The organism is Pseudomonas frigoris, assembly GCF_047758635.1.
GTDB classification, from domain to species: Bacteria; Pseudomonadota; Gammaproteobacteria; order Pseudomonadales; family Pseudomonadaceae; genus Aquipseudomonas; species Aquipseudomonas frigoris.
In genome coordinates, this window is sequence record NZ_CP180479.1 from 4618648 (window position 1) to 4641683 (window position 23036).

The 23036-nt window shown below is 60.9% G+C and carries 18 protein-coding genes; 1 reads left to right on the forward strand and 17 read right to left on the reverse strand.

Annotation, left to right across the window (positions count from 1 at the left end; translation table 11 throughout):
- Positions 1 to 82: 82 nt before the first annotated feature.
- Complete coding sequence (locus ACMXYH_RS21205; RefSeq protein ID WP_134421297.1) at positions 83 to 1366, forward strand: NAD(P)/FAD-dependent oxidoreductase; 1284 nt, start codon at positions 83 to 85, stop codon at positions 1364 to 1366.
- A 116-nt stretch (positions 1367 to 1482) separates the two neighbouring features.
- Here the strand turns inward: ACMXYH_RS21205 and ACMXYH_RS21210 are convergent, their stop codons facing one another.
- The 17 genes from ACMXYH_RS21210 to ACMXYH_RS21290 all read right to left on the reverse strand — a co-directional run bounded on the left by ACMXYH_RS21210 (position 1483) and on the right by ACMXYH_RS21290 (position 22936).
- Positions 1483 to 2454: an XdhC family protein gene (locus ACMXYH_RS21210; protein WP_415764824.1), complete on the reverse strand. Its 972-nt coding sequence runs from the start codon at positions 2452 to 2454 to the stop codon at positions 1483 to 1485.
- A gap of 1 nt (position 2455) precedes the next feature.
- Positions 2456 to 3691 (reverse strand): c-type cytochrome, encoded by a 1236-nt coding sequence (locus ACMXYH_RS21215; protein ID WP_129443060.1) that lies wholly within the window; start codon positions 3689 to 3691, stop codon positions 2456 to 2458.
- 2 nt (positions 3692 to 3693) lie between these two features.
- Positions 3694 to 4233 (reverse strand): (2Fe-2S)-binding protein, encoded by a 540-nt coding sequence (locus ACMXYH_RS21220; RefSeq protein ID WP_134421300.1) that lies wholly within the window; start codon positions 4231 to 4233, stop codon positions 3694 to 3696.
- On the reverse strand, positions 4226 to 7057 hold the full coding sequence (locus ACMXYH_RS21225; protein WP_415764825.1) for a xanthine dehydrogenase family protein molybdopterin-binding subunit: 2832 nt from the start codon (positions 7055 to 7057) through the stop codon (positions 4226 to 4228). The genes ACMXYH_RS21220 and ACMXYH_RS21225 overlap by 8 nt, the downstream gene beginning before the upstream one ends.
- Positions 7058 to 7294: 237 nt before the next feature.
- Complete coding sequence (locus ACMXYH_RS21230; RefSeq protein ID WP_415767731.1) at positions 7295 to 7927, reverse strand: RraA family protein; 633 nt, start codon at positions 7925 to 7927, stop codon at positions 7295 to 7297.
- Complete coding sequence (locus ACMXYH_RS21235) at positions 7918 to 8700, reverse strand: IucA/IucC family C-terminal-domain containing protein (protein WP_415764826.1); 783 nt, start codon at positions 8698 to 8700, stop codon at positions 7918 to 7920. Before ACMXYH_RS21235 ends, ACMXYH_RS21230 begins: the two co-directional genes overlap by 10 nt.
- Positions 8697 to 9488, reverse strand: a complete 792-nt coding sequence (locus tag ACMXYH_RS21240) for an ABC transporter ATP-binding protein (protein ID WP_415764827.1) — start codon at positions 9486 to 9488, stop codon at positions 8697 to 8699. Before ACMXYH_RS21240 ends, ACMXYH_RS21235 begins: the two co-directional genes overlap by 4 nt.
- A 12-nt stretch (positions 9489 to 9500) precedes the next feature.
- A complete protein-coding gene (locus tag ACMXYH_RS21245; protein ID WP_415764828.1) occupies positions 9501 to 10532 on the reverse strand; it encodes a FecCD family ABC transporter permease in 1032 nt (343 codons plus the stop codon).
- Complete coding sequence (locus ACMXYH_RS21250; RefSeq protein ID WP_415764829.1) at positions 10525 to 11514, reverse strand: FecCD family ABC transporter permease; 990 nt, start codon at positions 11512 to 11514, stop codon at positions 10525 to 10527. Before ACMXYH_RS21250 ends, ACMXYH_RS21245 begins: the two co-directional genes overlap by 8 nt.
- Positions 11511 to 12431: an ABC transporter substrate-binding protein gene (locus ACMXYH_RS21255; protein WP_415764830.1), complete on the reverse strand. Its 921-nt coding sequence runs from the start codon at positions 12429 to 12431 to the stop codon at positions 11511 to 11513. Before ACMXYH_RS21255 ends, ACMXYH_RS21250 begins: the two co-directional genes overlap by 4 nt.
- Entirely contained in the window at positions 12424 to 14271 is a 1848-nt protein-coding gene (locus ACMXYH_RS21260; RefSeq protein WP_415764832.1) for an IucA/IucC family protein, read from the reverse strand. The genes ACMXYH_RS21255 and ACMXYH_RS21260 overlap by 8 nt, the downstream gene beginning before the upstream one ends.
- A gap of 4 nt (positions 14272 to 14275) precedes the next feature.
- The gene (locus ACMXYH_RS21265) at positions 14276 to 15049 is read right to left on the reverse strand and encodes an HpcH/HpaI aldolase family protein (protein ID WP_415764833.1); all 774 of its coding nucleotides are present in this window, start codon (positions 15047 to 15049) and stop codon (positions 14276 to 14278) included.
- Complete coding sequence (locus ACMXYH_RS21270) at positions 15043 to 16914, reverse strand: IucA/IucC family protein (protein ID WP_415764834.1); 1872 nt, start codon at positions 16912 to 16914, stop codon at positions 15043 to 15045. Before ACMXYH_RS21270 ends, ACMXYH_RS21265 begins: the two co-directional genes overlap by 7 nt.
- A gap of 19 nt (positions 16915 to 16933) precedes the next feature.
- On the reverse strand, positions 16934 to 18361 hold the full coding sequence (locus ACMXYH_RS21275; protein ID WP_415767732.1) for a DHA2 family efflux MFS transporter permease subunit: 1428 nt from the start codon (positions 18359 to 18361) through the stop codon (positions 16934 to 16936).
- On the reverse strand, positions 18358 to 19569 hold the full coding sequence (locus ACMXYH_RS21280; RefSeq protein ID WP_415764835.1) for a type III PLP-dependent enzyme: 1212 nt from the start codon (positions 19567 to 19569) through the stop codon (positions 18358 to 18360). The genes ACMXYH_RS21275 and ACMXYH_RS21280 overlap by 4 nt, the downstream gene beginning before the upstream one ends.
- On the reverse strand, positions 19562 to 21346 hold the full coding sequence (locus tag ACMXYH_RS21285) for an IucA/IucC family protein (protein ID WP_415764836.1): 1785 nt from the start codon (positions 21344 to 21346) through the stop codon (positions 19562 to 19564). The genes ACMXYH_RS21280 and ACMXYH_RS21285 overlap by 8 nt, the downstream gene beginning before the upstream one ends.
- Positions 21347 to 21559: 213 nt before the next feature.
- Positions 21560 to 22936, reverse strand: a complete 1377-nt coding sequence (locus ACMXYH_RS21290; RefSeq protein WP_415767733.1) for a diaminobutyrate--2-oxoglutarate transaminase — start codon at positions 22934 to 22936, stop codon at positions 21560 to 21562.
- Positions 22937 to 23036 lie beyond the last annotated feature (100 nt).

The following is a 23036-nucleotide window of genomic DNA, read 5'->3' on the forward strand; positions in this document are numbered from 1 at the left end:
AGATTTTGCGGTGGCTGGCGGTCGATTTTTATCTCGGGTAGGATCGATGCACTCGTAAAATATATTAAACAGAGGCTGCAGGATGGCGAACACCCCCTACCCGGAATCCTATTACGCCGCATCGGCCAATGCGGTTCCGCCGCGCCCGGCCTTGCAGGATGACGTAGAGACTGATGTCTGTGTGATCGGTGCCGGTTACACCGGGCTGTCCTCTGCCCTGTTTCTGCTGGAGAACGGCTTTAAGGTCACGGTGCTTGAGGCGGCCAAGGTCGGGTTTGGTGCGTCGGGGCGTAACGGTGGCCAGATCGTTAACAGTTATAGCCGCGACATCGATGTGATCGAGCGCAGTGTCGGGCCCAAGCAGGCTCAGTTGCTGGGGCAGATGGCGTTCGAAGGTGGCCGGATCATTCGTGAGCGGGTTGCCAAATATAATATCCAGTGCGACTTGAAGGACGGTGGTGTATTCGCCGCCATTACCGCCAAGCAGATGGGCCATCTGGAATCCCAGAAGCGTCTGTGGGAGCGGTTCGGTCATACACAACTTGAGTTGCTGGACCAAAAGCGCATCCGTGAAGTGGTGGCTTGCGATCAATATGTCGGTGGCATGCTCGACATGAGTGGCGGGCATATTCATCCGCTGAACCTGGCGCTCGGGGAAGCGGCGGCCGTGGAGTCGTTGGGCGGCACTATTTATGAACAGTCGCCAGCGGTGCGCATCGAGCGCGGTGCGAATCCGGTGGTGCATACGCCACAGGGTAAGGTCCGGGCCAAGTTCATCATCGTCGCGGGCAATGCCTACCTCGGCAATCTGGTGCCGGAACTGGCGGCCAAGTCGATGCCGTGCGGGACTCAGGTGATCACCACCGAACCGCTGGGCGATGCGCTAGCCAAGAGTCTGTTGCCGCAGGACTACTGCGTTGAAGACTGCAATTACCTGCTCGATTACTACCGCCTGACCGGGGACAAGCGTTTGGTCTTCGGCGGTGGCGTGGTGTATGGCGCGCGGGACCCGGCGAACATCGAGGCGATCATTCGGCCGAAGATGCTCAAGGCTTTCCCGCAACTGAAAGACGTGAAGATCGATTACGCCTGGACCGGAAATTTCCTGCTTACACTGTCGCGTCTTCCGCAGGTCGGGAGGCTGGGCGACAACATTTACTATTCCCAGGGTTGCAGCGGCCACGGCGTGACTTACACGCACCTGGCGGGCAAGGTTCTGGCCGAAGCGTTGCGTGGTCAGGCTGAGCGTTTTGATGCGTTTGCGGATTTGCCGCACTACCCGTTTCCGGGTGGACAACTGATGCGCACGCCGTTTGCGGCGTTGGGTGCCTGGTATTACGGGTTGCGGGATAAGTTCGGGTACTAAGCAACACCGCCCCCCCCTTTTAGGAGCTGAGCTTGCTCGCGAAGAGGCCGTGTCAGTCGACATTGATGTTGCCTGACACGCCGCCTTCGCGAGCAAGCTCAGCTCCTACAAGGAAATCAAAGTCGATCCCGCGGGATGCCGCTGCGGATGCGCAGGATGTCGGCGAGTACGGCCAGGGCAATTTCTGCTGGCGTCTTGCTGCCCAGGTTCAGGCCAATCGGCGCATGAATCCGCGCCAACTCCACATCCCCCAACCCGCCAATCCTGCGCAACCGTTCAAAGCGTTTTTGCGACGTCTGCATCGAGCCCATCACGCCGATATAAAACGCATCGGTGCGCACGGCTTCCATCATCGCCAAATCATCAATCCGCGGATCGTGGGTCAACGCCACCACCGCCGTGTCGCTGTGACAGCCGCCGTCGGCGATGAACACCGACGGCAGTTGGCGGCGAATCTCGACGTTGTTGAGCACCACGCCTTCCAGCACTTCATCGCGGGGATCGCACAGGATCACCTCGAACCCCAAACCCACGGCAAACTCCGCGCAGGCCTGGGCGACACTGGAATACCCCGCCAGCAGCAACCGCTGAGCCGCGCCGATCCGTACACGTACCCGGTCGATCTCACGCTCGATGCGCGCCCCCTGCTCGCTGTCTGCGAACACATTACGCGCACCGCTGGCCAGATCAACTTCACGGATCAGCCGACGCTGACCCAGCAACGCCGACTCCAGTTCCCGCAGATGCGCCTGAACCTCACAATCAGGTTCAAGCTTCTCCACCAGCACATCGAGCACACCGCCACAGGGCAGGCTCACTCGGGAGCGCGGGTCATCACCTTCGCCATAACGGACAACGTTGACGGCCTCAGAGAATGCACCCTCGGCGACGCGTTCCAGGAAATCTTCCTCAACACAGCCACCGGACAGCGAACCGATCCATTGTCCATCAGCGTTCACAGCCAGCAGCGACCCCGGCGCACGCGGTGCCGAGCCGTAAGTGGCGAGCACCGTGCACAACCACACCCGCTGACCAGCCGCCGACCATTCCAGCGCCCGGCGCACAACCTGCAGATCGAGATGCTGCATGTCAGTGCGCCTTGTGCTCGGCGGTCGGAGCATCCGCTTGCAGCTTCTGCACATCGCTGACCGCCAGCTCACTCGCCTGACCACCCCAACCCTGACGCAGATAGTTGAGCAGATCGGTCAGTTGCTCGTGACTGAGCTTGTCGGCAAAGCCCGGCATCTGTTGCATGCGTTCGAACCCGGCGAATTTCTGCTCGCCGATGCCGTCCTCGATCACCCGCAGCAAGTTACGCGGATCGTCCAGACGCAACGTGGTGTTGCCGCGCATGGCCACTGCGATGTGCGGCTTGCCCTCGCCATTTGGCGCGTGGCAACCGGCGCAAACGTTCAGGTAATCCTGACGACCGCGCTGGGCGCTTGGTCTCATGTTGTCCAGGGGCACTTCGGTCAGCACCTTCGCTGCGGGCGGTTGATCGCCGAGCAGGTAAGTGGCCATCGCCGCCAGGTCCGGGTCGTTGAGGCCTTGGGTGCTGTTGTGGAACACCGGAAACATCTCGTTGAACATCGTGCCTTGGGCGCTCATGCCGTGCTTGAGGAACGAGCTCAGGTCCTGATGATTCCAGCCCCGCGCCGCCAGGTCATTGGCCAGCAAGCTTGGTGCCAGATAGCCATTGAGCAGGCCACCGGTCAGGCGTTTGTCCTGCTGCATCGCGCCGGGCAGACCGCGCGGGGTATGGCACTCGCCGCAGTGACCGAGCACTTCGACCATGTATTGGCCGCGCTTGAAGTCTTCGCTTTTGCCCTCGGTGGGCGCGAGTTGCACGTCCTTGCCGTAGAGCATGTTCCAGCCCATCAGGCCCAGGCGTACGTTGAACGGAAAGCTCAGGCTGGTGACCGGCGCTGCGCGTTCAATCGGCTCGACAGTTCTCAGATAGGCATGAATCGCGTCCGAATCTGCACGAGGCATCAGGTGATACGAGGTGTAGGGCATCGCCGGGTACAGGTTCGCGCCATCCCGGCGCTTGCCTTTGGTGAGCGCGGCGAAGAACTCGTCATCGCTATACAGACCGATGCCGTGCTCTTTGCTCGGAGTGATGTTGGTGCCGTAGATCGTGCCGAACGGCGAGACGATCGGCAGGCCGCCGGCGAAAGGCGCGCCGCCCGGCGCAGTGTGGCAGGCCATGCAGTCAGCGGCGCGGGCAAGGTATTCGCCGCGTTTGATCTGATTATCCGCGTGAGCCAGCAACACCGGCGCAACCAGACCAACCGCCAACGCCAGGCGGGAAAGTAGATGCTTCATGCTTAACCCTCCTTGACCAGACCGAGATCGGTCAGCACGTTGCGCGTCGCGCTGTAGTAGCGCACGTAGCCGGTGCAGCGGCAGATGTGGTGACCGAGGCTGTCCTCTATAACTTTTTCCAGCTGACTTTTAACAATCGGCTGACGCTGAAGTTTTTCCACCAACACGGTCGCGGCATTCACGAAGCCCGGCGCGCAATAGCTGCACTGGAAAGCGAATTCATCGACGAAACGCTGCTGGATCGGGTTCAGCGCGGTGACCTTGCCCTGCTCATCTCGGGTCGCATGGCCTTCGATGGTCCGCACTTTTTTACCTTCGAAGTAATGTGCGCCGGTGATGCAGGTGCGCACTTCTTCGCTGGTGCCGTCCGGGTTATCGACGATCACCACACAGGCATGGCAGATACCCTGGCCGCAGCCGAGGCGCGAGCCGGTAAGGTTTTTGTATTCGTGCAGGTAGTCGATCATCGGCAGGTCATCAGGGATGTCCACCGGGCCGACGGATTGACCGTTGAGGGTCAGCTGAAGCGGACGGTTAGCCATTGAGGGCCTCCTTGATGCGGGCAGAAGTGATAGGCAGGTCGCGAACGCGCTTACCGATAGCGTGGGCCACGGCGTTGCCGATCGCACCGACCACCGGGATCATCACCACTTCGGCGATGCCCTTCGATGGATCGCTCGGCGACAACGGCGGCAGGATCTCCGCCGTCTGTTTCCAGACCGCAACGTGTCGCGCCATCGGCAAGCGGTATCGGTTGAAGTTCCAGTCACCCTCCCCCGGCCCACCTTCGTACAGCGGCATCTCTTCCATCAACGCATGGCCGATGCCCATGGCGATCCCGCCTTCGAGCTGACCTTTGACCAGTTCTTCCACCAGCACCCGACCGCACTCGACCCACGAGTGATGGTTGAGCACTTGTACTTCGGCGGAGCCCTTGTTCACTTTCAATTCCACCAGCGTCGCGACCGGGCTGTAGTAAGTCACCGCCGCGTTGTTCAACTGGGTGTCCGGGTAGTGCACGTTCTGGCGATCCAGCAGATGGAAACCGGCGCTGGTCATCTGCGCCTTCTTCGCGTTTGGCGCACCGTCGCCGTACTTCACGGCCAAGCCATCCAGCGGCAGGCGTTCACGCACGCCGTCGATGCTGAAATCGGCCTCGGCCCAGCTCCACCGGTTGAAACCGTGCACGGTGGCGCCGGTCACCAGCCCCTTTTCGTGGGCGTGTTTGGCCAGCTGTTCGAAGCTCAGCGGTTGCATGCCGTTGGCGGTGAGTTTGCCGTCGACCCAATGCGCGTCCTCGCGGCGCACCACGTAAGGGTTGGCCTGGCCGCCGTAAGGCCCCTGGCCCCATATCTGCAACGCCGCCGGCCACAAGCCGTGGTTGAACAGCACGCGGGACGCTTCACGAGTGGCATGGCTGAAGTAGTAGGCGGAGTTCGTCGCCGACGAGGCCGAGGCCAATTTGCCGACCCAGCGCGGGTTGCGCAGGAAACCGTCCTGTTCAGCCTGGCTCATGATGTACGGGTTGCCGCCGGTGATCAGTTGCAGCTCTTTCCATTCGGTTTCGCCGGTTTTCACTTCGGTGGCCGGGATACCGATGAAATCCGCCACCACCAGGGCTTGGGAGGTGGACATGCCGGTGCCGATTTCGATGCCGATATGGCGCAGGGTCACGTGGCCCTCGGCGGTGAATTCGATGCTGGCCATCGGCGCTTCGGAACCGGTGCCGAAGTCTTTCTGGCAGATCGCAAAACCGACGCCGTACCAGTGATCCGGGTCCTGCGCTTCGCGTTGTTTTTTGATCGCGTCGCGGTTTTTCCAGACCTCGTGAACGGCCGCCTTCTCGAGAATCTCGTGCAGACGCAACGCACCCGCCGGCACCGCGCCCTGGGTGTTTTTCATGCCCGAGAGCATGGCGTTTTTCTTGCGCAGAGCAATGGCGTCGATGCCCAGGCGATCGGCAATTTCATCCACCATCATCTCGGTGGAAGCCATGCTTTGCAGCGTACCGTAACCACGCATCGACCCGGCCTCAACGGCGCGGGAATGATAGGCCGTGACCTGCAAATCGTTCTGCGGCATGTAGTAGATCGACTGCGCCGCCGTGGCACCAACCGCCGCCACCGACGGGCTGTAGTTGATCCGCCCGCCGCCGTCGACGCTCATCTCGGCGCGGAAAATTTTGAAACTGTGATCGGTCTTGTCCACCGCCAGTTGGTAGCGGATGTCGAACGAGTGACGCTTGATGCCGCTCTGGAATTGCTCGTAGCGGTCGTTGGCCAGACGCACCGGCACGCCGGCGCCGTACAGCGCGGCCAACGCTGCGTAGTAGACGAAAATGTTGTGGTCTTTGGAACCGTAACCGACGGTGTAGCCGGGGTGCATGTTCAGGTTGGCCAGGCCGAAACGCGACGGCGCGATCATCTTCGCGGTTTCGGTGGCGGCTTCCAGTGGGCACTGGGTGGCGACGACAAAGTGCAGGGTCTTGGTCGCCGGGTCGTACCAGCCGTTGCCGTTGTCCGGCTCCATCGCAGCGGGTTCGATTGACGGGGTTTTGTAGCGCTCGTCGAACACCAGCCAGTTGTCTGGCGGGCTGTCGATTTGCTGCTTCATCCGGTCGGCGTAAAACAGGCCGCGCTCGGTCAGGTTGCCGTGCAGGTCCGGCTGGGAATTCCACACCGGACGACGGTTTTTCAGCATCGGGAACAGGATCGAATCCTTGAGGCTGGCGAATTCGTCTTCGTCCGCCGAGGTCGCGCCGCCGACGCGCACGTAGCGGAAGCTGCCGTAGGGATCGCCTTCGTAGTAAGGCACCTGGGCGCCGTAGCGGATTGCTTTGTCATTGAATTTGAGTTTGGCCTTGGCCTGGCGGAAACGCTCGAAGTCGTTCCAGATCAGGATCGCCACCGGATGACCGATGAACATCGGCACTTTGCCTTGGGGCAGCAACAGGTCAGGCGCGTGCTCTTCCGGGAAGACGATGCCGTCCTTGTCCAGATCGGCGGCGGTAACGATGCGATCGGGCTGCAAGTCGGCACCGAGCCACGACAGGTCGTAACCCGCATAGATGCGGTCAGCCTTGGTGATTTTCAGCAACATGGCGTGGCCCTGCTGCTGGGGCCAGCCCGGCATGTCCTTGGCACGGATGTCGCGGGCAAAGACTTTGCTGCCGCAGACCTTGGACAAGGCATCGTTACGCGAGCGCGCCTTGCCGTTGTTGCCGAGCCATTGCTCGGACGGCACGGTCACGCTGTTTTCCATCAAGGCTGCCAGCGCCTGGCTGCTGAGCGGTGTAAGCGTGACGCTCACACCCGCCACCAGCCCGCCCTGTAGGAACGAGCGCCGGGATATATCACGGTTGGACATGGATCATCCTCTGGGCGGTTATGGGTCCGCCCTTCTGGTTATGTTCTGGGAATCTCGAGTCTTGCGGAAGCCCTTATCGACGGAGCAAAGGGCTGTGTTGACAGTGCAAAGCTGACCGAAAGGTTAACTTTATAGTTTTTTGCGCTTGCCGCAAACAACCCGTTACAAAAATCTGCCCGAAGAATCAAAGCATTGCCGCTTTGCGCTGCAACAAATCGATGAGCAGATGACGCAGTTTCAGGTCAGGCGGGCGTCGAGTCTCTGCAGGAATTCCGCGCGGCGCCGTTCGTCGGCTTCTTCTTTGGCTAGTAACTCAGACAGCAGCTCGGCCGCACGCCGGGCATCGAGGATGTAGACACCGTCATCATCACCAATGGCCAGGTCCCCCGGCTGCACCTGAATCCCGCCCACATTGATCGACCGATTGACCTCCCCACGGGCGCCAATACCGCGAGTCGTGTAGGCGCTGACGTCCCGGCAAAAGATCGGTAACCCATGACGACGTAATGCGCTGACATCCGTGACCGCACCCGACACCACCACCCCGGCCAACCCTTTGATCAGCCCGGCGAGGGTGCGCAGTTCGCCCCAACAGCCACACTCCTCGTCGTCCACACATTCGATCACCAGCACGTCGCCCGGCTCACTCAGCAACAGCGCTTCACGCAAAATGCTGCCATCCGGCGGGAAGACTTTGACGGTGACTACAGTGCCGACCATGCGGATGTTGTTGAACAGCGGCTTGATCCCCCGCAGGAAACCCCGATCGGAAAAGTGGCCGATGGTTGACGAAGGGATCGACCGGTAGGCGTTGAGCAACTCCGGGTCGACGAGCTGCTGGCGAGGGTTGATCTGATAACTCATCGGCATTTCCCCGGACGCAGCAGTGGGCAGGTCGAACAATATTCAGCGGGCTCAGTAGCCAGGTAATAGAAGCAGCAGGTTCGTCGAAAGCGAATGCTGCGCTGCCCCTCGTCGACCAGCGTCGGCGGACGACGGAAGTGACTCAGCGGGTTGTAATCGAGGCCGAACAGCGCAGGTTCTGCCTGAGTCAGCAACCACCTGAAGTCGGCTTCATAGCGCTCGCGCACCGACGGCTCGTCGATTTTTGCCATGCGTTTTTCATACAACGAATACACGCGCACTGCGGAGTTTTCCCACAAGATGCGCCGTGAAACGCCACTCACACGGTTGAAGGTTTGCCACAGCGGCTTCAACAGCCCGGCAAACAGTGACTGCACCAAGGTTTCCCGCCAGGCCTCGCGCTCACCAGCCCCGTACGTCAGCGGCAGGGAATGAGCCAGCGGCATTGAAGACGTCCACAGTCCGTCATCATGACCGTACTCGATCACCGTATTGTCCAGCGACAGCAGCAGTCCTTTGTCGTACACCGACATGGCGTACAAACAGGCGCCGGTGGCCAGGAACGACAGGCGCTTGCCCAGCAGCGAGGCGGTGATCGCCCGCGACGGTGAGCCAATGACCGGGCTCAATGCGTCCAGCAAACGCTCGCACACATCTTCCTGCAACAGGTCACGCGCCATCAGCGAGCGTAATGGATCACGCTCGGCGCAGTCCTTCAACCGCAACCCACCGCCCAACACGCTCCACTCTTGCGCGGTGAAGTGGCGAGCCAGACTCATAGCGGCAGTTCCCGACCAAACGGGATGCACATCGGCGTACCAAAGAACGGATCAGGAATAATCCTGCAGTTGAGGTCGAACACGGTTTTGACCAGCGCCTGAGTCAAGACGTCCTCAGGCCGGCCCTGGGCAAATGCCGTACGCTCATGCACCGCGACCATATGATCCGCATAACGACAGGCCAGGTTGAGGTCGTGAAGCACCATGATGATGGTTTTGTTCTCGAGCCGGTTGAGGTCGCGCAGCAGGTCCAGCACTTCAATCTGGTGAGCCAGGTCAAGGAAGGTCGTCGGCTCGTCCAGCAGCACAATGCCGGTGTCCTGGGCCAGGGTCATGGCGATCCACGCACGCTGGCGCTGCCCACCGGACAAGGCATCCACCGGCCGATCCGCCAGCGCCTGCAAACTGGTTTGCGTCAGCGCGCGATTGACCATGGTTTCATCCTCGGCCGACCACTGCTGCATCCAGCTCTGATAAGGGTATCGGCCCAGGGCCACGAGCTGGCGAACGGTAATACCCTCAGGCGCCGTCGGTGTCTGAGGCAGGATGGCCAACTCACGCGCCACCGCCGCCGTGGATTTTTGCTGGATATCCACGCCGTTGAGAATCACCGAGCCTTGCTGCGGTTTCAGCAGTCGGGCAAAGGATTTGAGCAAGGTACTTTTACCGCAGCCATTACTGCCAATCAGCACCGAGATCTTGCCCTTGGGCAGTTGCATGTCCAGCGCGTCAATAATCACCTGGCGCTGATAACTCAGGGTCAGGCCGCGACTTGCAATCGACGTCATACGTTGAATTCCTTAATGACGCTGTTTAATCAATAAATAGAGAAAAAAGGGTGTGCCCAGCACCGCGACAAAGATCCCCGCCGGCAAATCCAGGGGCAAGAACAGCGTGCGCCCGACCAGGTCCGCCAGCATCACCAGATTTGCGCCAATCAGGGCCGCCATCACGGCCTGCCCAGCGAAACCAGGGGCCACCAGGCGTTTGCCAATATGCGGAGCAATCAGCCCGACAAACGCGATCGCCCCACCCCAGGCAATGGCCGCACCGGCCAACGCCACACTCACCAGCAGCAAACCGGCCCGCAGCCATTGCACGCGCACGCCGATGCCCTGGGCCAGGTTGTCATCCAACTGTTGCACCATCACCTGACGGGCCAGCAGCACCAGCAGCGGACAAATGCCCAACAACCAGCTCGCAAGCGCCAACGGTTCAGGCCAACTGGCGCCGTACACGCTGCCGGTCAGCCAAACGTAGGCCGACAGAGTGGTGGTCAGCGGACTGAACACCAGAATGAAGGTGGTCGCGGCCGTCAACATCGCCGAGACGCCCACGCCGATCAGCACCAGTCGCAGCGGTGAGGTCCCCTGCTTCCAGGCCAGCAGATAAATGGCCAATGTTGCCAGAGCCGCACCGAGCATTGCGGCCAGGGGCAGAAACTGTTGGCCCAGCGTCGCGGACAAGAACGACAGGTAAAGCACGGCGGCGGCGCTGGCACCGCTGGTGATGCCGAGCAGGTCCGGCGATGCCAGCGGGTTGCGGATGATGCTTTGCAGGATCAACCCGGACACCGACAACGCAGCGCCAACCAGCGCCGCCAACACAATGCGTGGAAAACGCAGTTGCTCGACGATCAACGTCAGGCTGGCGTCCTGACTGGAAAACAGGATTCGCATCACCTCGAGGGGCGAGAGGATGACTTTCCCCAGCGACAACGAGCCGAGCATCACCAGCACCGTCAGCACCAGCGCCGCCGCCAACCGCAACCACGTGGAAAGGTTGACCCGCCGGGAATACCCGCCTCGGCGCCAGGTCACCACCCTATCCATAACGACCTCCACGCCGGGCCAACATGATGAAAAACGGCGCGCCGAACAGCGCCGTCATCACCCCCACCGGCACCTCCTGAGGCAGGATCAAAACCCGCGACAACGTATCCGCCAACAGCAGGAGAATGGCGCCGAGCAGCGCACAACCGGGCAGCAACCAGCGATGGTCGATGGACAAACCCTTGCGCACCATGTGCGGCACCAAAAGACCGATAAAACCAATGCTGCCGGCCAACGCCACCGCGCTTCCCGCGAGACAGATCACCAGCACGCTCATCAGCAGCCGGATCAGGCCGGTTCGCTGCCCCAGCCCCGTGGCAATCTCTTCCCCGGCGTTCAGCACGTTGACCTGCCCGGCCAGCAACAGCGCCCCCGACAACCCGAACACATCAGTCAGCAACAAGGGAGCGGCGCTCGACAGGTTGCGTTCAGTCAACGAACCGGCCATCCAGAACAGCACCGTGTCCAGTCCATCCTGATTCACCACCAGCAGCGCCTGGCTGAAAGCAGAGAACAACGCGGCGATCGCCGCGCCCGCCAGCACGATGCGCAGCGGGCTGAGACTGCCTTGCCCCATGTTGCCGATCAGCCATACCAGACAACCCGCCACGGCAGCGCCAATGAACGCCGACCATAACCAGGCATCCGGGGATGACAGCGAGAAGATCGAGGAAAACAGGATGATAAAAAAGGTCGCACCGGCGTTGATCCCGAACAACCCGGGTGACGCCAACGGATTGCGGGTCAGTGCCTGCATCAGGGCGCCCGCGACCGCCAGGCTGGCGCCTACGGAAATCGCCATCAGGGTGCGCGACAGACGCGTGGTGGTCACCAGCACATGACTCATACTCAGCGGGTCGGGATGGACAAACGCCGCGGCAATCTGTGGCAGTGGAATCCAGGTCGCACCGACCGCCAGGCTCAACACGCAGCACAGCAGCAACACGACACCCGCACTGCACAGCTTGACTCCCGAGCTCATGAGGCCACCTGCGCGGCGGCCACGCGGGCCACGTCGTCAAGCATCAGGTTCGCCCCCAACATCCCGCCCGACAGACTCCAGGCGACACCATCGACTTGCCACACCTGTCCTTGCTGCGGGGCACGCATCTGCTTCCACAGCGGGTGTTGCACCAGGCTCTCGTAGTTGCGCTGCACCGCCGCGTTCTGCGCGCGCAGGAACACAAAAAAGATGTCGGCATTCACCACGGCAAGGCTTTCCTTGCTGGTGAGCTTGATCGACACCCCGCTTGCCTCCCGGCTGCTGTCACTCCAATTGAATCCCAGTTCGGTGAGCACGGAGCCCGGAAAACTCGCTGGCAGGTAACTGCGGATGTGGTCTTCGCGGATATCCAGAATCGACACCGTGGGTGGCCAGCGTCCGGCAAATGTCTGCTGCAGTTGCTCACACAGATGTGCCACGCGCTGCTGCCATCGGTTCAGAATCTCGTCGGCCCTTTGTTGCTGGTGTAAAGCGGCGCCCATCAGCGCCAGGGTCTTTTTGAATTCAAACACTTCCTCCAGCATCAGCACCGGGGCGATCTGCTTGAGTAACGGTGCAATGCGTTCGTGGCGAAAGCGCGAGGCAACAATCAAGTCCGGCTTGAGCAGCGCGATGTCTTCAAGGCTGGGCTGAGTCTCCAGCCCGACATGGGGCACCTGGTCCAGTGCCGTGCGCAAATAGCGGTAGGTCGGTTTTTCGCTCCAGGAATCAACCACGCCACACGGTGTCACGCCCAACACCACGGCGCTGTCGGTGGCGCCCTGAAACAGGGTGATCACCCGCAACGGCGCGGCGTCGGCCTCGGCCCACGCCGGCGTGGACAACCTGAGGGCGAGCGCGCCCAGGGACAGACGCAACAGCGTGCGCCTGGAGGGATGACGTCGCGGTTCAGGCATTCCGATCGAGCCTGTGAAACGGATTGACCACCTGCCCTTTGCCAAACGGCATGCTGCCAGGGCCACCCGCGCGTTCGATCATTGGGGTGAGCAGCAATTTCTGCGGCCAATGTGGCGCTTCGAACAACTGGTGCTTGATCATGATCCGCGCCTCGGCGTCAAACTCGATGGTGTCGATCAACTCGTTGAGCACTTCGCCCATCGCCGTCCACAACTGGGTCGCCGGCAATGCGTAGACCTCAGCCAGCGTATCGATGATGGCGCGGAAGTTGACCTGAATACCCAGGGTCTGCAGCCAGAACAGCAGGTCTTCAGGGCGCTCGTGGTACAGCGTGTTGGCGTGCCCCTTCTTCAGCCGGTAAGCCGGATCAGCCAGACCGTTGCGTTCCAGCCACGGCACGAAGATGCGCAACGAATCGTGATCGCGCAACAGCAGGCCCTGGGCGTAACCGGCCTTCCACACCAGCACTGCGTTCTGCCCGTGAATTTCACCGAGCATGCCGATGCGGAACATCCGCAGGTTGATATCGAAGAAACTGTGGCACAGCTCGCGGAACAGGGTCATCACCGACGCAGCGTTGGTCGGCAGTTCGCGGTAGGCCATCCAGTCATCGAAGAAGTGCTGATTGCTGCCCGGCAACGGCGTGCCGAGGGCAGCCATGGGCACCAGTCGGGTGTCCGGATCTTCCAGCAACTTGGGTGGATAGCCGCGAACCATGGCCGACAGATGCCGTGGTGCTTCGTCGAACAGTGTCGCGTCCGGCGGCATGAATGCCCACCATTTGGTTTCATCGCACAGGTGCAGGGATTGTTGCAGCGTTTCATCCTGGCCCAGTGCCTGGCGCAGCAGCGCTTCGCTCAAGCCGCCGTTGATCATTTTCACCGCAGGCAGGTAACGCGAGGCACCCAGCGAATAGATCGCCATCGGCAACTTGAGGTAATCGGCGCTGTTGAAGCACGGGGTCATCGAGCGCAACGACGAGGTGGCGAAAAAATCACCGTCGGTGAAGTCCAGTCGATGGCAGTCACCCTTGGCGAAAGCGTCGCCGAGTTGCGCCTCCAGCACGTGTTCGAACTGCCACGGATGCACCGGCAGCGCAATGTGGCTCTGGGCAATGCCCCGCTGCTGCAGCTCTTGTTGCAAGTTGGCCTGCAACAGCGGCGGCAACAGGTAATGGGCGGGATAACTCTGCGCCAGGTCCGTCACACCGTCGCCGCATTGCAGCAACGTGCGATCGACCGCGACCCAATTGAGCGCCACCGGACGGGCAAATTCCGCCTGATACTGCTGATATTCGGTTTCGCTCAAACCCTGCTTGGCTTTGGCCAGCGGGTGGTAGGGACGATCACGCAGCGAAGCCCACTGCTCCATCGCCAGGAAAAAGTCCGCGTTGCTTTTTTCCAGCAAGCGTTCGCTGTCAACCCGATGGGCCAGGGACAACTCGGTTTGCCGGACGCTGGTGCGCAGCACATCCAGAAACAGGGCGAAGCCTTTTTCATTGTCCGGGTAGCGATCGGTCATCCCTGCCAACACCTGGGTCGTGAAGGCCTCGGGTGACAGCGCGGACAGTTGGTCATTCTGTCGCGCCCAAACCGGCGTCCCCGGTACTTTCTCCCATTGCTGGGTAATGCCGGGACGCAGGGCAATGACGATGCAACCCTGCGGCTCAGTGGACCATTCCCAGATCCGTTGCCCGGCGCTCAACCCGGTAAACGGCTGATCGGCCGATGACGAGGGCGTCACCAGATTCAGCGGCTCGGTCCCGAAAAAATGTTCGGCCAGCAAACAATCGACCAGATCCTGCATCACCTTGTCGGCGGCCATTGTGGTGAAGTTCATCCGATTATTTTCCTTCTGCTGAAGTGGCGGCCAATTTGGCCTGGAGGGCACGAAAAGCGATGCCACGCTCGTCACCCAAAACAAAACTTTTAACGCCCCGGCTCAACCACCGTTCGTGGTCGCCCGGCTGACGTGGAATCGCGCAATACGGCACACCCGCGGCACTCGCCGTTTGCCAGCTGGAGAGTAGCGCTTGCTGCACCTCGGGCCGGTCGATCTGCCAGGGCATGCCCATCGATTGCGATAAGTCGGCGGCCCCTTCGAGGATCATGTCGAGGCCGGGCACGCTGGCAATTTCCGCCGCGCGTCGCACACCTTCGGCACTCTCGATCATCGCCACGACCATGATTTGTTCGTTGGCCAGCGCGACGTACTCCGCCAGGCTGTGTTTGCCAAAAGCGCCGGGGCGACCGGCATTCAGGCTGCGCGTGCCCTGCGGGTGGTATTTGCAGGCTCGAATGCTTTCGGCCAAGGGCTCGGGGCCTTCGATCATCGGCAAGACAATGCCCTGGGCGCCGCCATCGAGCAGGCGCAGCAGGGTTTTCGGGTTGAGGTCCGCCACCCGCACCAGCGGGGTCAGCGCGTAACTCTCGGCGGTGCGAATCATGTTCTCCACGGTCTCGGGGTTGATCAGCACGTGTTCCATATCGATGATCACAAAATCGAAACCGGCCTCGGCGATCAGTTCGATGGCCGCTGGCGACGGAATCGAGCTGATCAGGCCGTAGACCGGCTCACCTGTTCTGAGCTTCTGCTTGAGCAGATTGGTCCTCAGCATGATTGCGGCCGGAAGGCGTGCAGCGGATTGGGAACCGATTTGAAACGACGTTCGCCGTCGCCCAGCAGGCGGCGCTTGGTCAGCTCTTCCACTTCATAGAACGGCGCGAAAACATCAAACGCTGCATAACGCGAACGGTGTTGCGGATGTTCGGCCTGGTAGGCGGTGATCACCTCAGCGGTCATTTTCCAAACCAGGGCCTCTTCGAGCTGATAGTGCTGATGCAGGAAGATCGCCATCTCGGCCAGGGCGATGAAAAAGAACGAATCACAGGAAAAATCCCGGACCGCATCCAGGTCGTCGGTGAGGATGAACGAATTGCGGTTGAGCTTGGCGTGGCTGGCGGGCAGCGGCACCAGCGTCGGACACAGCTCGGGGCGCCCCAAGTGCTGCGGTGAATAGCGCACGCCGTCATGGAAGTCTTTCAGGGCAATACGTTGCGGCCAGCCCTGCCTCACGATCAGGACGATGTTCTGCCCATGGGATTCCATGCCGATGCCTTCGGCGTACAGCATGTGAATGATCGGCGACACCGCCACCTGCAACAGTTGACGGGTCCAGGCGTGGAGGCCGTATTGAGCGATCCAGGCGTCGATGAACGGGGTCTGCTCACCTGATCCGTAGCGATTGTCCACGGAACTCAGACCATTGAACGGCACCGCCTGCTCATCATCTTGCAGGTACTGGTGAATGCTCTCGCGCCACAGGGTGCCCATCGTGCCGTAGGCCTGGGACATCCGCGTGGCGGGCAGGTGATCGTAGTCAAAGCTGACGCCGACGACTTCGCCGAGAATCACAAAGCCAAGGTCACGGGCAGTGCTGTCGCTGCCGATCAACTGCTGCAACCAGTCGGTGATGATCGGGCCGTTCATCACCGTATGCCGGGCCAGAATTCGCGTGCTGGAGGTGTTGGTCATGCTCAGTGCGAGCTTGACGTAAGGCCGCTTTTTCTCAGTGACGTTGGCCAGGGTGCGGATCGACTGTTGCGCCTGATAACGGTCATCCGTAGTGCCCAGATAGATCACTTCACCGCTGACCAGTTCTGGGTAGAACACGGGAACGATGATGTTTTCCCACTGCCACGGGTGCACCGGCATCAGCCAGTAATCGCCCATCGCCTTGCCTTGGTCGGTGAGGTTCTCAGCGAGTTGCTGCCAGCGTTGAAGCCCGAATTCCTGCTGGATAAATCCGTCGTAATCCAGGTGCTGCGAGATGTTCATTGCCCCGCAAGTTTTCGCAACCGCCAACCAGACAATGGCGATGGGCGCGGCAAATTCCGGTCCGTAACTGGCGTTGTTCTTGAGCGAGAAGCCGATGCGCGATTTGTAGCAAGGGTGATAGCTGTGGGCGTCCATGAAGTGCTGTTCCAGCGCATCCACATCCAATTGATGGGTTGGCTTGGCCGCTTGATAACCCTGACTGCGCGATTGCAGATCCTTGAGCAGGGTTTGCTCCAGTTCATGGGTGAAGCGTGGCAGGTGCGGGCTGTCCTGAAGTTCGCTCAGCAGCTCCGCCAATGCTTGATGAAGATGCGGCCGACTGCGTGCGCCCAACGCGTCAACGCGTTCGAGACTGGCATAGTCGAGGCGAATCAGCTCGAAGCTGGCGCTGAGCAATCCGCTGCAGTGGTACTCCACCGGTTGTTGCTGCGCATCGAAGCCGCTGACGACAAAACGGTGCTGGCCGCCATCGAGCGGCGAATGGTGATACGGCAGGACGTTTTCATACAGCAGCGTTTGCAGCAGTTGGCCCACCACGCGCTGTTCCACTTGCTGATAGTGGCGCGGATCGGCCGTCGCCAGCCAGACGCCTGGCGCAGAATCCGCAGCCTGATGTGTTGCCTGTGAAGAAGTCGCCATAGTCATAACCTTGTCCGTGAAAGAATTAACGGTGTTCGAGGGCTGAGGGCAGTGCCTCGGCCGGCTCGTTGGATGCGTGAACGGGAAAACGCCAGGCACAGGGCAATGCCAGCAGGATGAGGATGCCGGTGGCCAAGAAGACCTCGCTGATCGCCCCTGGGGTCGCCACCGAAACAATGCCGCCCGCCGAATCGGCGGCCAGGCGAAACTCCAGCCAGAGCGAGGCAATCACGATGGCCAGCGACGAGACGAGACGACGGGAAATGTTGTTCATCGCCGCGCCTTGAGTGACCATCGGTTCAGGCAGCGCATCAAGCCCGGCGGTGGTGATGGGGATATAGGACAGGCCCAGCCCGGCGCCGCGGACCATCATCAGAAAAAACACCACACCGATTGAAGCGCCAGCCCCCAGCATGCCCAATCCCAGGGTGGCGCCCCCGGTCAGTAGCAGCCCCCAGAGCACCACCCCGCGAGGGCCGTGTCGGTCCAGCCACTTACCGCCGAGATGCCCGAACAGGCTGGCGAACATCGCCGTGCACAGCAGGGACAGGCCGGTCCAGATAGCGCTGTAGCCCATCACCACTTGCACCAGCAGCGGCAGCAGCACCAGGCATTCGAACATGCCGACCGACTGCACCACCGCGATGATCACGCTCAAGCGATAACCGCGCAGGGCAAAGATGCGCAGGTTGAGCAACGGCGCGGTTCGGTTCAGTTCCAGTCGTACAAACGCAACCAGACACAGAATGGCCGCCAGCAGCATGCCAAGGTTGAGCGGATCAGTGAGGGCTTCGGCATGGCGCAGACGGCCAACGGCAATCATCAACAGACCGATGCCCGTCGCGATCAGCAAGTAACCCGCCAGGTCGAAAGGTTTGCGTTCCGATGCTTCAGAAGCCGGCAAAACGCCGACGCCCAGGATCAGCGCCAGCAGGCCAATCGGCACATTCATCAGGAACAGCGAGCGCCAACTGAACCACTCCAGCATCAGGCTCCCGCACAAGGGCCCCAATGCCGGCGCCAGCATGACCGCCGCGCCCCACAGGCCGGTAACCCTGCCCCGCTCGCCCTTGGCGTACACCGAAAAAATGATCGCCAGCGACAGCGGAATCATCAGCCCGCTGGCGATCCCTTGCACCACGCGCGCGGCAATCACCAGCGCGATGGAGTTGGCCAGCGCTCCCAGCAGCGAACCGCAGACAAACAACGCCACGCCCCACAAATACAGGGATTTGCGCCCCACCCGCTGGCTGAGAAAACTGGTGAGTGGCATGGTCATGCCCATGCTCACCATGAACGCAGCAACAATCCAGGTGGCCAACAGCGGACCGATCTGAAAGGCCTCCATGAATGCCGGCAACGCCGGATTCAGCGAGCTGTTGTTCAGGCTGACCGTCAGCGTGCCCAACAACACATTGACCACCACCAACCAGCGCGGCACGGCAAACGTCAATCCCACGGGGCGACTCCGGCATCGTGCAGGAACACCTGCGGTGGTCGCGGATGACAGAGGAAGTCGGCATGGGAGATGTTGTAGCCATAGGCACCGGCCAGGGGCAGCACCAGCATGTCGCCGACTTCGACGCCAGTCAGCGGGCAATCGCGGCTCAGCACATCCTTGGGCGTGCAGAGCTGCCCCACGACGGTCCAGTTCTGTTGTGTCACCGTTGGCGTTACGCGATGCCGGGGCAGATGAATGATCGGGTGATCATGTCCCTGGGCAACCGGCAAACGGAACTGATGGGTACCGCCCCGACAGACCAGGAAGTGCTTGCCGTGACTGGTTTTCTTGTCCAGCACTTCAATGGCGTAGTAGCCGCAGAAGGCGCTGATGAAACGACCGGGCTCAAAACGCACGATGGGCGCATCGGCACAGGCTGCCAGGCTTTGCCCCAAATGCGTACACAAACGCTGCCAATCGAATTGCTGCGGCCCAAGGTAATTAACGCCGATGCCACCGCCCACATTGAGGTGAGTGATCGCAGCAGGATCGGCCGACAACGCCTTCCATTGCGGCCAGCGCTGCAGGTACAGATCGAGCAATTGTTCATGGCGCTCCACCAGCGACTGATGGGACATCGCATGCACATGGAAACCCTTGAGCCGCAGGTGGCTGGCGTTATCGACCCAACTGACCGCCTGAGCCAGTTCCGACTCATCGATCCCGAACGGCGTGGCCGTGCCGGCCATCGCCAGTTTGCTGGAGAGCGGCGAAGGCAGTTCGGGGTTGATCCGCAGCAAGACGTCTTGCACACGCCCCGCTTCCAGTGCCAGCCGTTGCAGGCGGACGATTTCATTCAGGCTTTCGATATGAATCGCTTCGACCTGATGTTGCAGCGCCGAACGCAGATCGGAGTCCAGTTTGCCGGGGCCGGAGAAGATGAACGGCTTGCGCGTCGGGCAGGCCTGGAGACGATCGATCTCGCCGCCGGAGGAAATCTCGAACCCGTGCACCAACGGCGCCACGGCGGCAAGGATTTGCGGTTCGCTGTTAGCCTTGATCGCGTAGTAAAGCTCTACGCCTTCGGGAAGCGCCGCCATCACCTGTGTCACGTGCTGTTTCAGCGCGTCCAGGTCATAGATGAACAGCGCCAGCGGGTCTTCGTGTTGCGCGCGGGCTTCGTCGATAGCGGCCACGACCGCTGCGGGCAGCTTATCCATGTTTGGCCTCCTTGCCCCACGGGGACACCAGACTGACGTAGCTGGCCTGGCGATCAGCCTTGGCTGCCAGACGGACTTTCAGGTTGGTTTTGCAGGCAATCGGCTGACCGGCAATCAGTGCGTCCAACTCCGGCGCAGCACGGGTCAATTCGGCGCGGATGCTGATCAATTGCTGCTCCACCCGTTGCCACATCAGCGGCGCCAGGTGCGGACGCTCCCAGCTCAGGGCCAGCACAGCCTCGGACAAGTTGTTGACGAACAGGCAATAGACGATGCGGTTCCAGCCTTGCAGGCGGGAATAAAGCAGCGACTCACGCACCCGTGGATGAACATCTGCGTCGATCCGGGAAGCACCCAGTTCGTCGGTCAGTTTGACCCCTTCGAAATCCCGCAGGAGCAAGCGTTGTGGACGACCGTTGTCATGCACCAGCACGCTGTTCTGCAAGTGCGGCTCCATCACGATGCCGTGATTGAAGAACAGCGCCAGCACCGGCCGTAGCAGCAGCGCCTGATAGTGGTCGAACCAGCTCAACAGCGTTTGATCATCGATGTCATTGCCGTTGAACCGGCTCAGGAACTCATGCACCAACGGCGGTAAATGCAGACCACGAGCGAACAACGTACCGGCCATGATGCTGCAGTCGGTGCCGGTGTCGAGGCAGAAGTTCTCCCGCAGGATCGCCCCGGTCTGTTCGCGGAACCAGTGGTTATCGGCTTCGCTGGCCTGTTGCGGCGCCCAGCTCAGATTGCCCGGCTCGGCCACCACCGAAAGCCCGCCAAGGGTTTCGCGCCGGGTCAGTTGGAGGTTACGAAAGACTCGGTCGATCATCAGTGCGCTTTCCAGTTCGTACCAGGCGTTTTTCCTGACGCAGTTGGTGATGCGCACGTTCAGCGAGCCCTTGATGAAGAACTCATGGCCCTCGATGTACCAGGTTCGGATGGACGCCGTGGGGTTGGCCATCAGCCCTGTGGCGCCAAGATCGACGATGGCCGCGGATTTCAACAAACGCTGAACCCGGCCATCCTGCATGAACAGCTGAGCCTGAACCGGGTGCATGCAGATAACGGCGTGCCCCGGCCGCGCCTGCGCTTGATCGGCAAAACCGGCCAGCACTTGGGCTTTGCTCAGGCCGTTGGCCCCGACGCTCAATCCTTCCAGCGGCACCTCGAACAAGTGCAACGGCGTGCGGGCCTGGAATTCCGGGGCATAGGTTTCCTGGGCCAGATGAGCTGGCCACAGGCGCGCCTTGGGTGCCGGGTGGTTCGGATGACCGAACCACAAGCCCTGCTCGCTGGCGAGATAACCGCTGAGCGGTGCCGGGTGCTGACCGTCCATGTTGTGGCCGACGATGGCCGCGGTCAGCAACTGGCTTTGCAACACCTGATCCAGCAACTCGTCGTTGCTGGCGCGGGTCATGTGTTCGCACGCCGTGAGCAACTGCTCGACGAACTCGGTAAACCTCAGGCACGACCAGTCGCCTTCGCCACGCCGGGCATAAACGTCCGACAGGTAACGGTGACTGCCGAGACCATCACGGCGGTCCACCATTACAAAGAACTGCTGCTGGTTGGGCAGCTTGATGGTCAGCGGAATGCCCTTCCATTCCAGGCCCTCGAGGTAACTGCCCGGGGCGATACCTTGCATCTGCGTCGGCCAACTGTAACTGAGGCAGTTTTCCGGTAAGGCGAACTCTTTAATCAAACAATTAAGCAACGCACGCGTCGTCGCCAACTCACTGACCATATTCGATAAAACACTGCGATCTGGATGATTCATGGGTGCTCCACAGTAGCCCGCGAGGCCACTGGACACGTTATATGGCGAATAAATTAGTTGCTGATCGACCTGTTTAACGGCCGACGAAACCCCACGTAACGACATCACTTCACTGAACCTGCTTAAACAATCAGACGACCATCAAAGTTACTTGCAGCACTGTCATCAGTGCTGCAATCCGGCGAACCGCTAACGCAACTTCAATTGATTCATTCAAGGGCGCAATTGCAATAAAGCGGCAGCCATCGCGTTATCAAAACGCTGGATCACTTGCTGGCATTGTTCATCGTCGATAATCAATGGCGGCAACAAGCGGATGACATTGCCCTTACGCCCGCCGCGTTCCAGCAACAGGCCTTGTTTGAAGCACTGTTGCTGGATGGCCACGGCCAACGCCGGATCCATCGGGAAATGTCCGTGACGATCCGCCGGCTGGCGCTCGTCGACGATCTCGATGCCCAGCATCAGGCCGCGACCGCGCACCTGGCCGAGGGCCGGATAATGCGCCTGCAACTCGACCAGTCGGTCCTTGAGCCACTGGCCCTGGCGCTCGGCCTGGGCGGCGAGGTTTTGTTGCTGCAGCACCTGCAACGTGGCCAGCCCGGCGGCCATGGCCATCTGGTTGCCGCGGAAGGTGCCGGCGTGATTGCCTGGCTCCCAGGCGTCGAATTCACGACGGATGCCCAGCACTGCCATGGGCAAACCGCCACCGACCGCCTTGGACATGACGATCAGGTCCGGCTCGATGTCGGCGTGTTCGAAGGCAAACATCTTGCCGGTGCGGGCGAAACCGGTCTGCACTTCGTCGAGGATCAGCAGAATGCCGTGCTTGCGCGTCACCTCGCGGATCGCCCGCAGCCAGCTCGCCGGAGCACAGTTGACCCCGCCCTCACCCTGCACCGCTTCAAGGATCACCGCCGCCGGCAGTGACACGCCGCTTTCGACGTCTTCGATGAACTGGGTGAAGTAATGGGTCAAGGCCTCGACCCCGGCCTCACCGCCAATGCCCAGCGGGCAACGGTATTCGTGGGGGTACGGCATGAACTGCACCCCGGGCATCAGGCTGGCGATGGCATTTTTCGGCGCGGTGTTGCCGGTCAGGGCCAGGGCGCCGTGGGTCATGCCATGGTAGGCCCCGGAGAAACTGATGATGTTGTTGCGCCCGGTGTAGGTCTTGGCCAGTTTCAGCGCGGCCTCCACCGCATCCGCCCCGGACGGCCCGCAAAATTGCAGGCAGTAATCACGGCCCTGGTTCGGCAACAGGCTGAGCAAGGTTTCGCTGAAAGCGTCCTTGACCGCGGTGGTCAAGTCCAGGGTGTGCATCGGCAGACCTGAGGCGAGGAAGCTGTCGAGGCTGGCCATGACGGCCGGATGATTGTGCCCCAGGGCCAAAGTACCGGCGCCAGCCAGGCAGTCGAGGTAACTATTGCCCTCAACATCGGTCACCCAGAGCCCGTGCGCCTTGGCGATGGCCAGCGGCAACTTGCGTGGATAACTACGGACATTAGATTCGAACTTGCTTTGTCGAGCCAAATAGTCGGCATTGGTTTTTTGCAAAGGATTAGAGTGCAATACGCCATCATTCAACATCGCTTCACCCTCGTTAAATTCGATATGCAACTTATTCTCATTAACAAGTTGTTGCAACTAATTCTTACAATCGATTTGGAAATTTACATATAGCGAATTG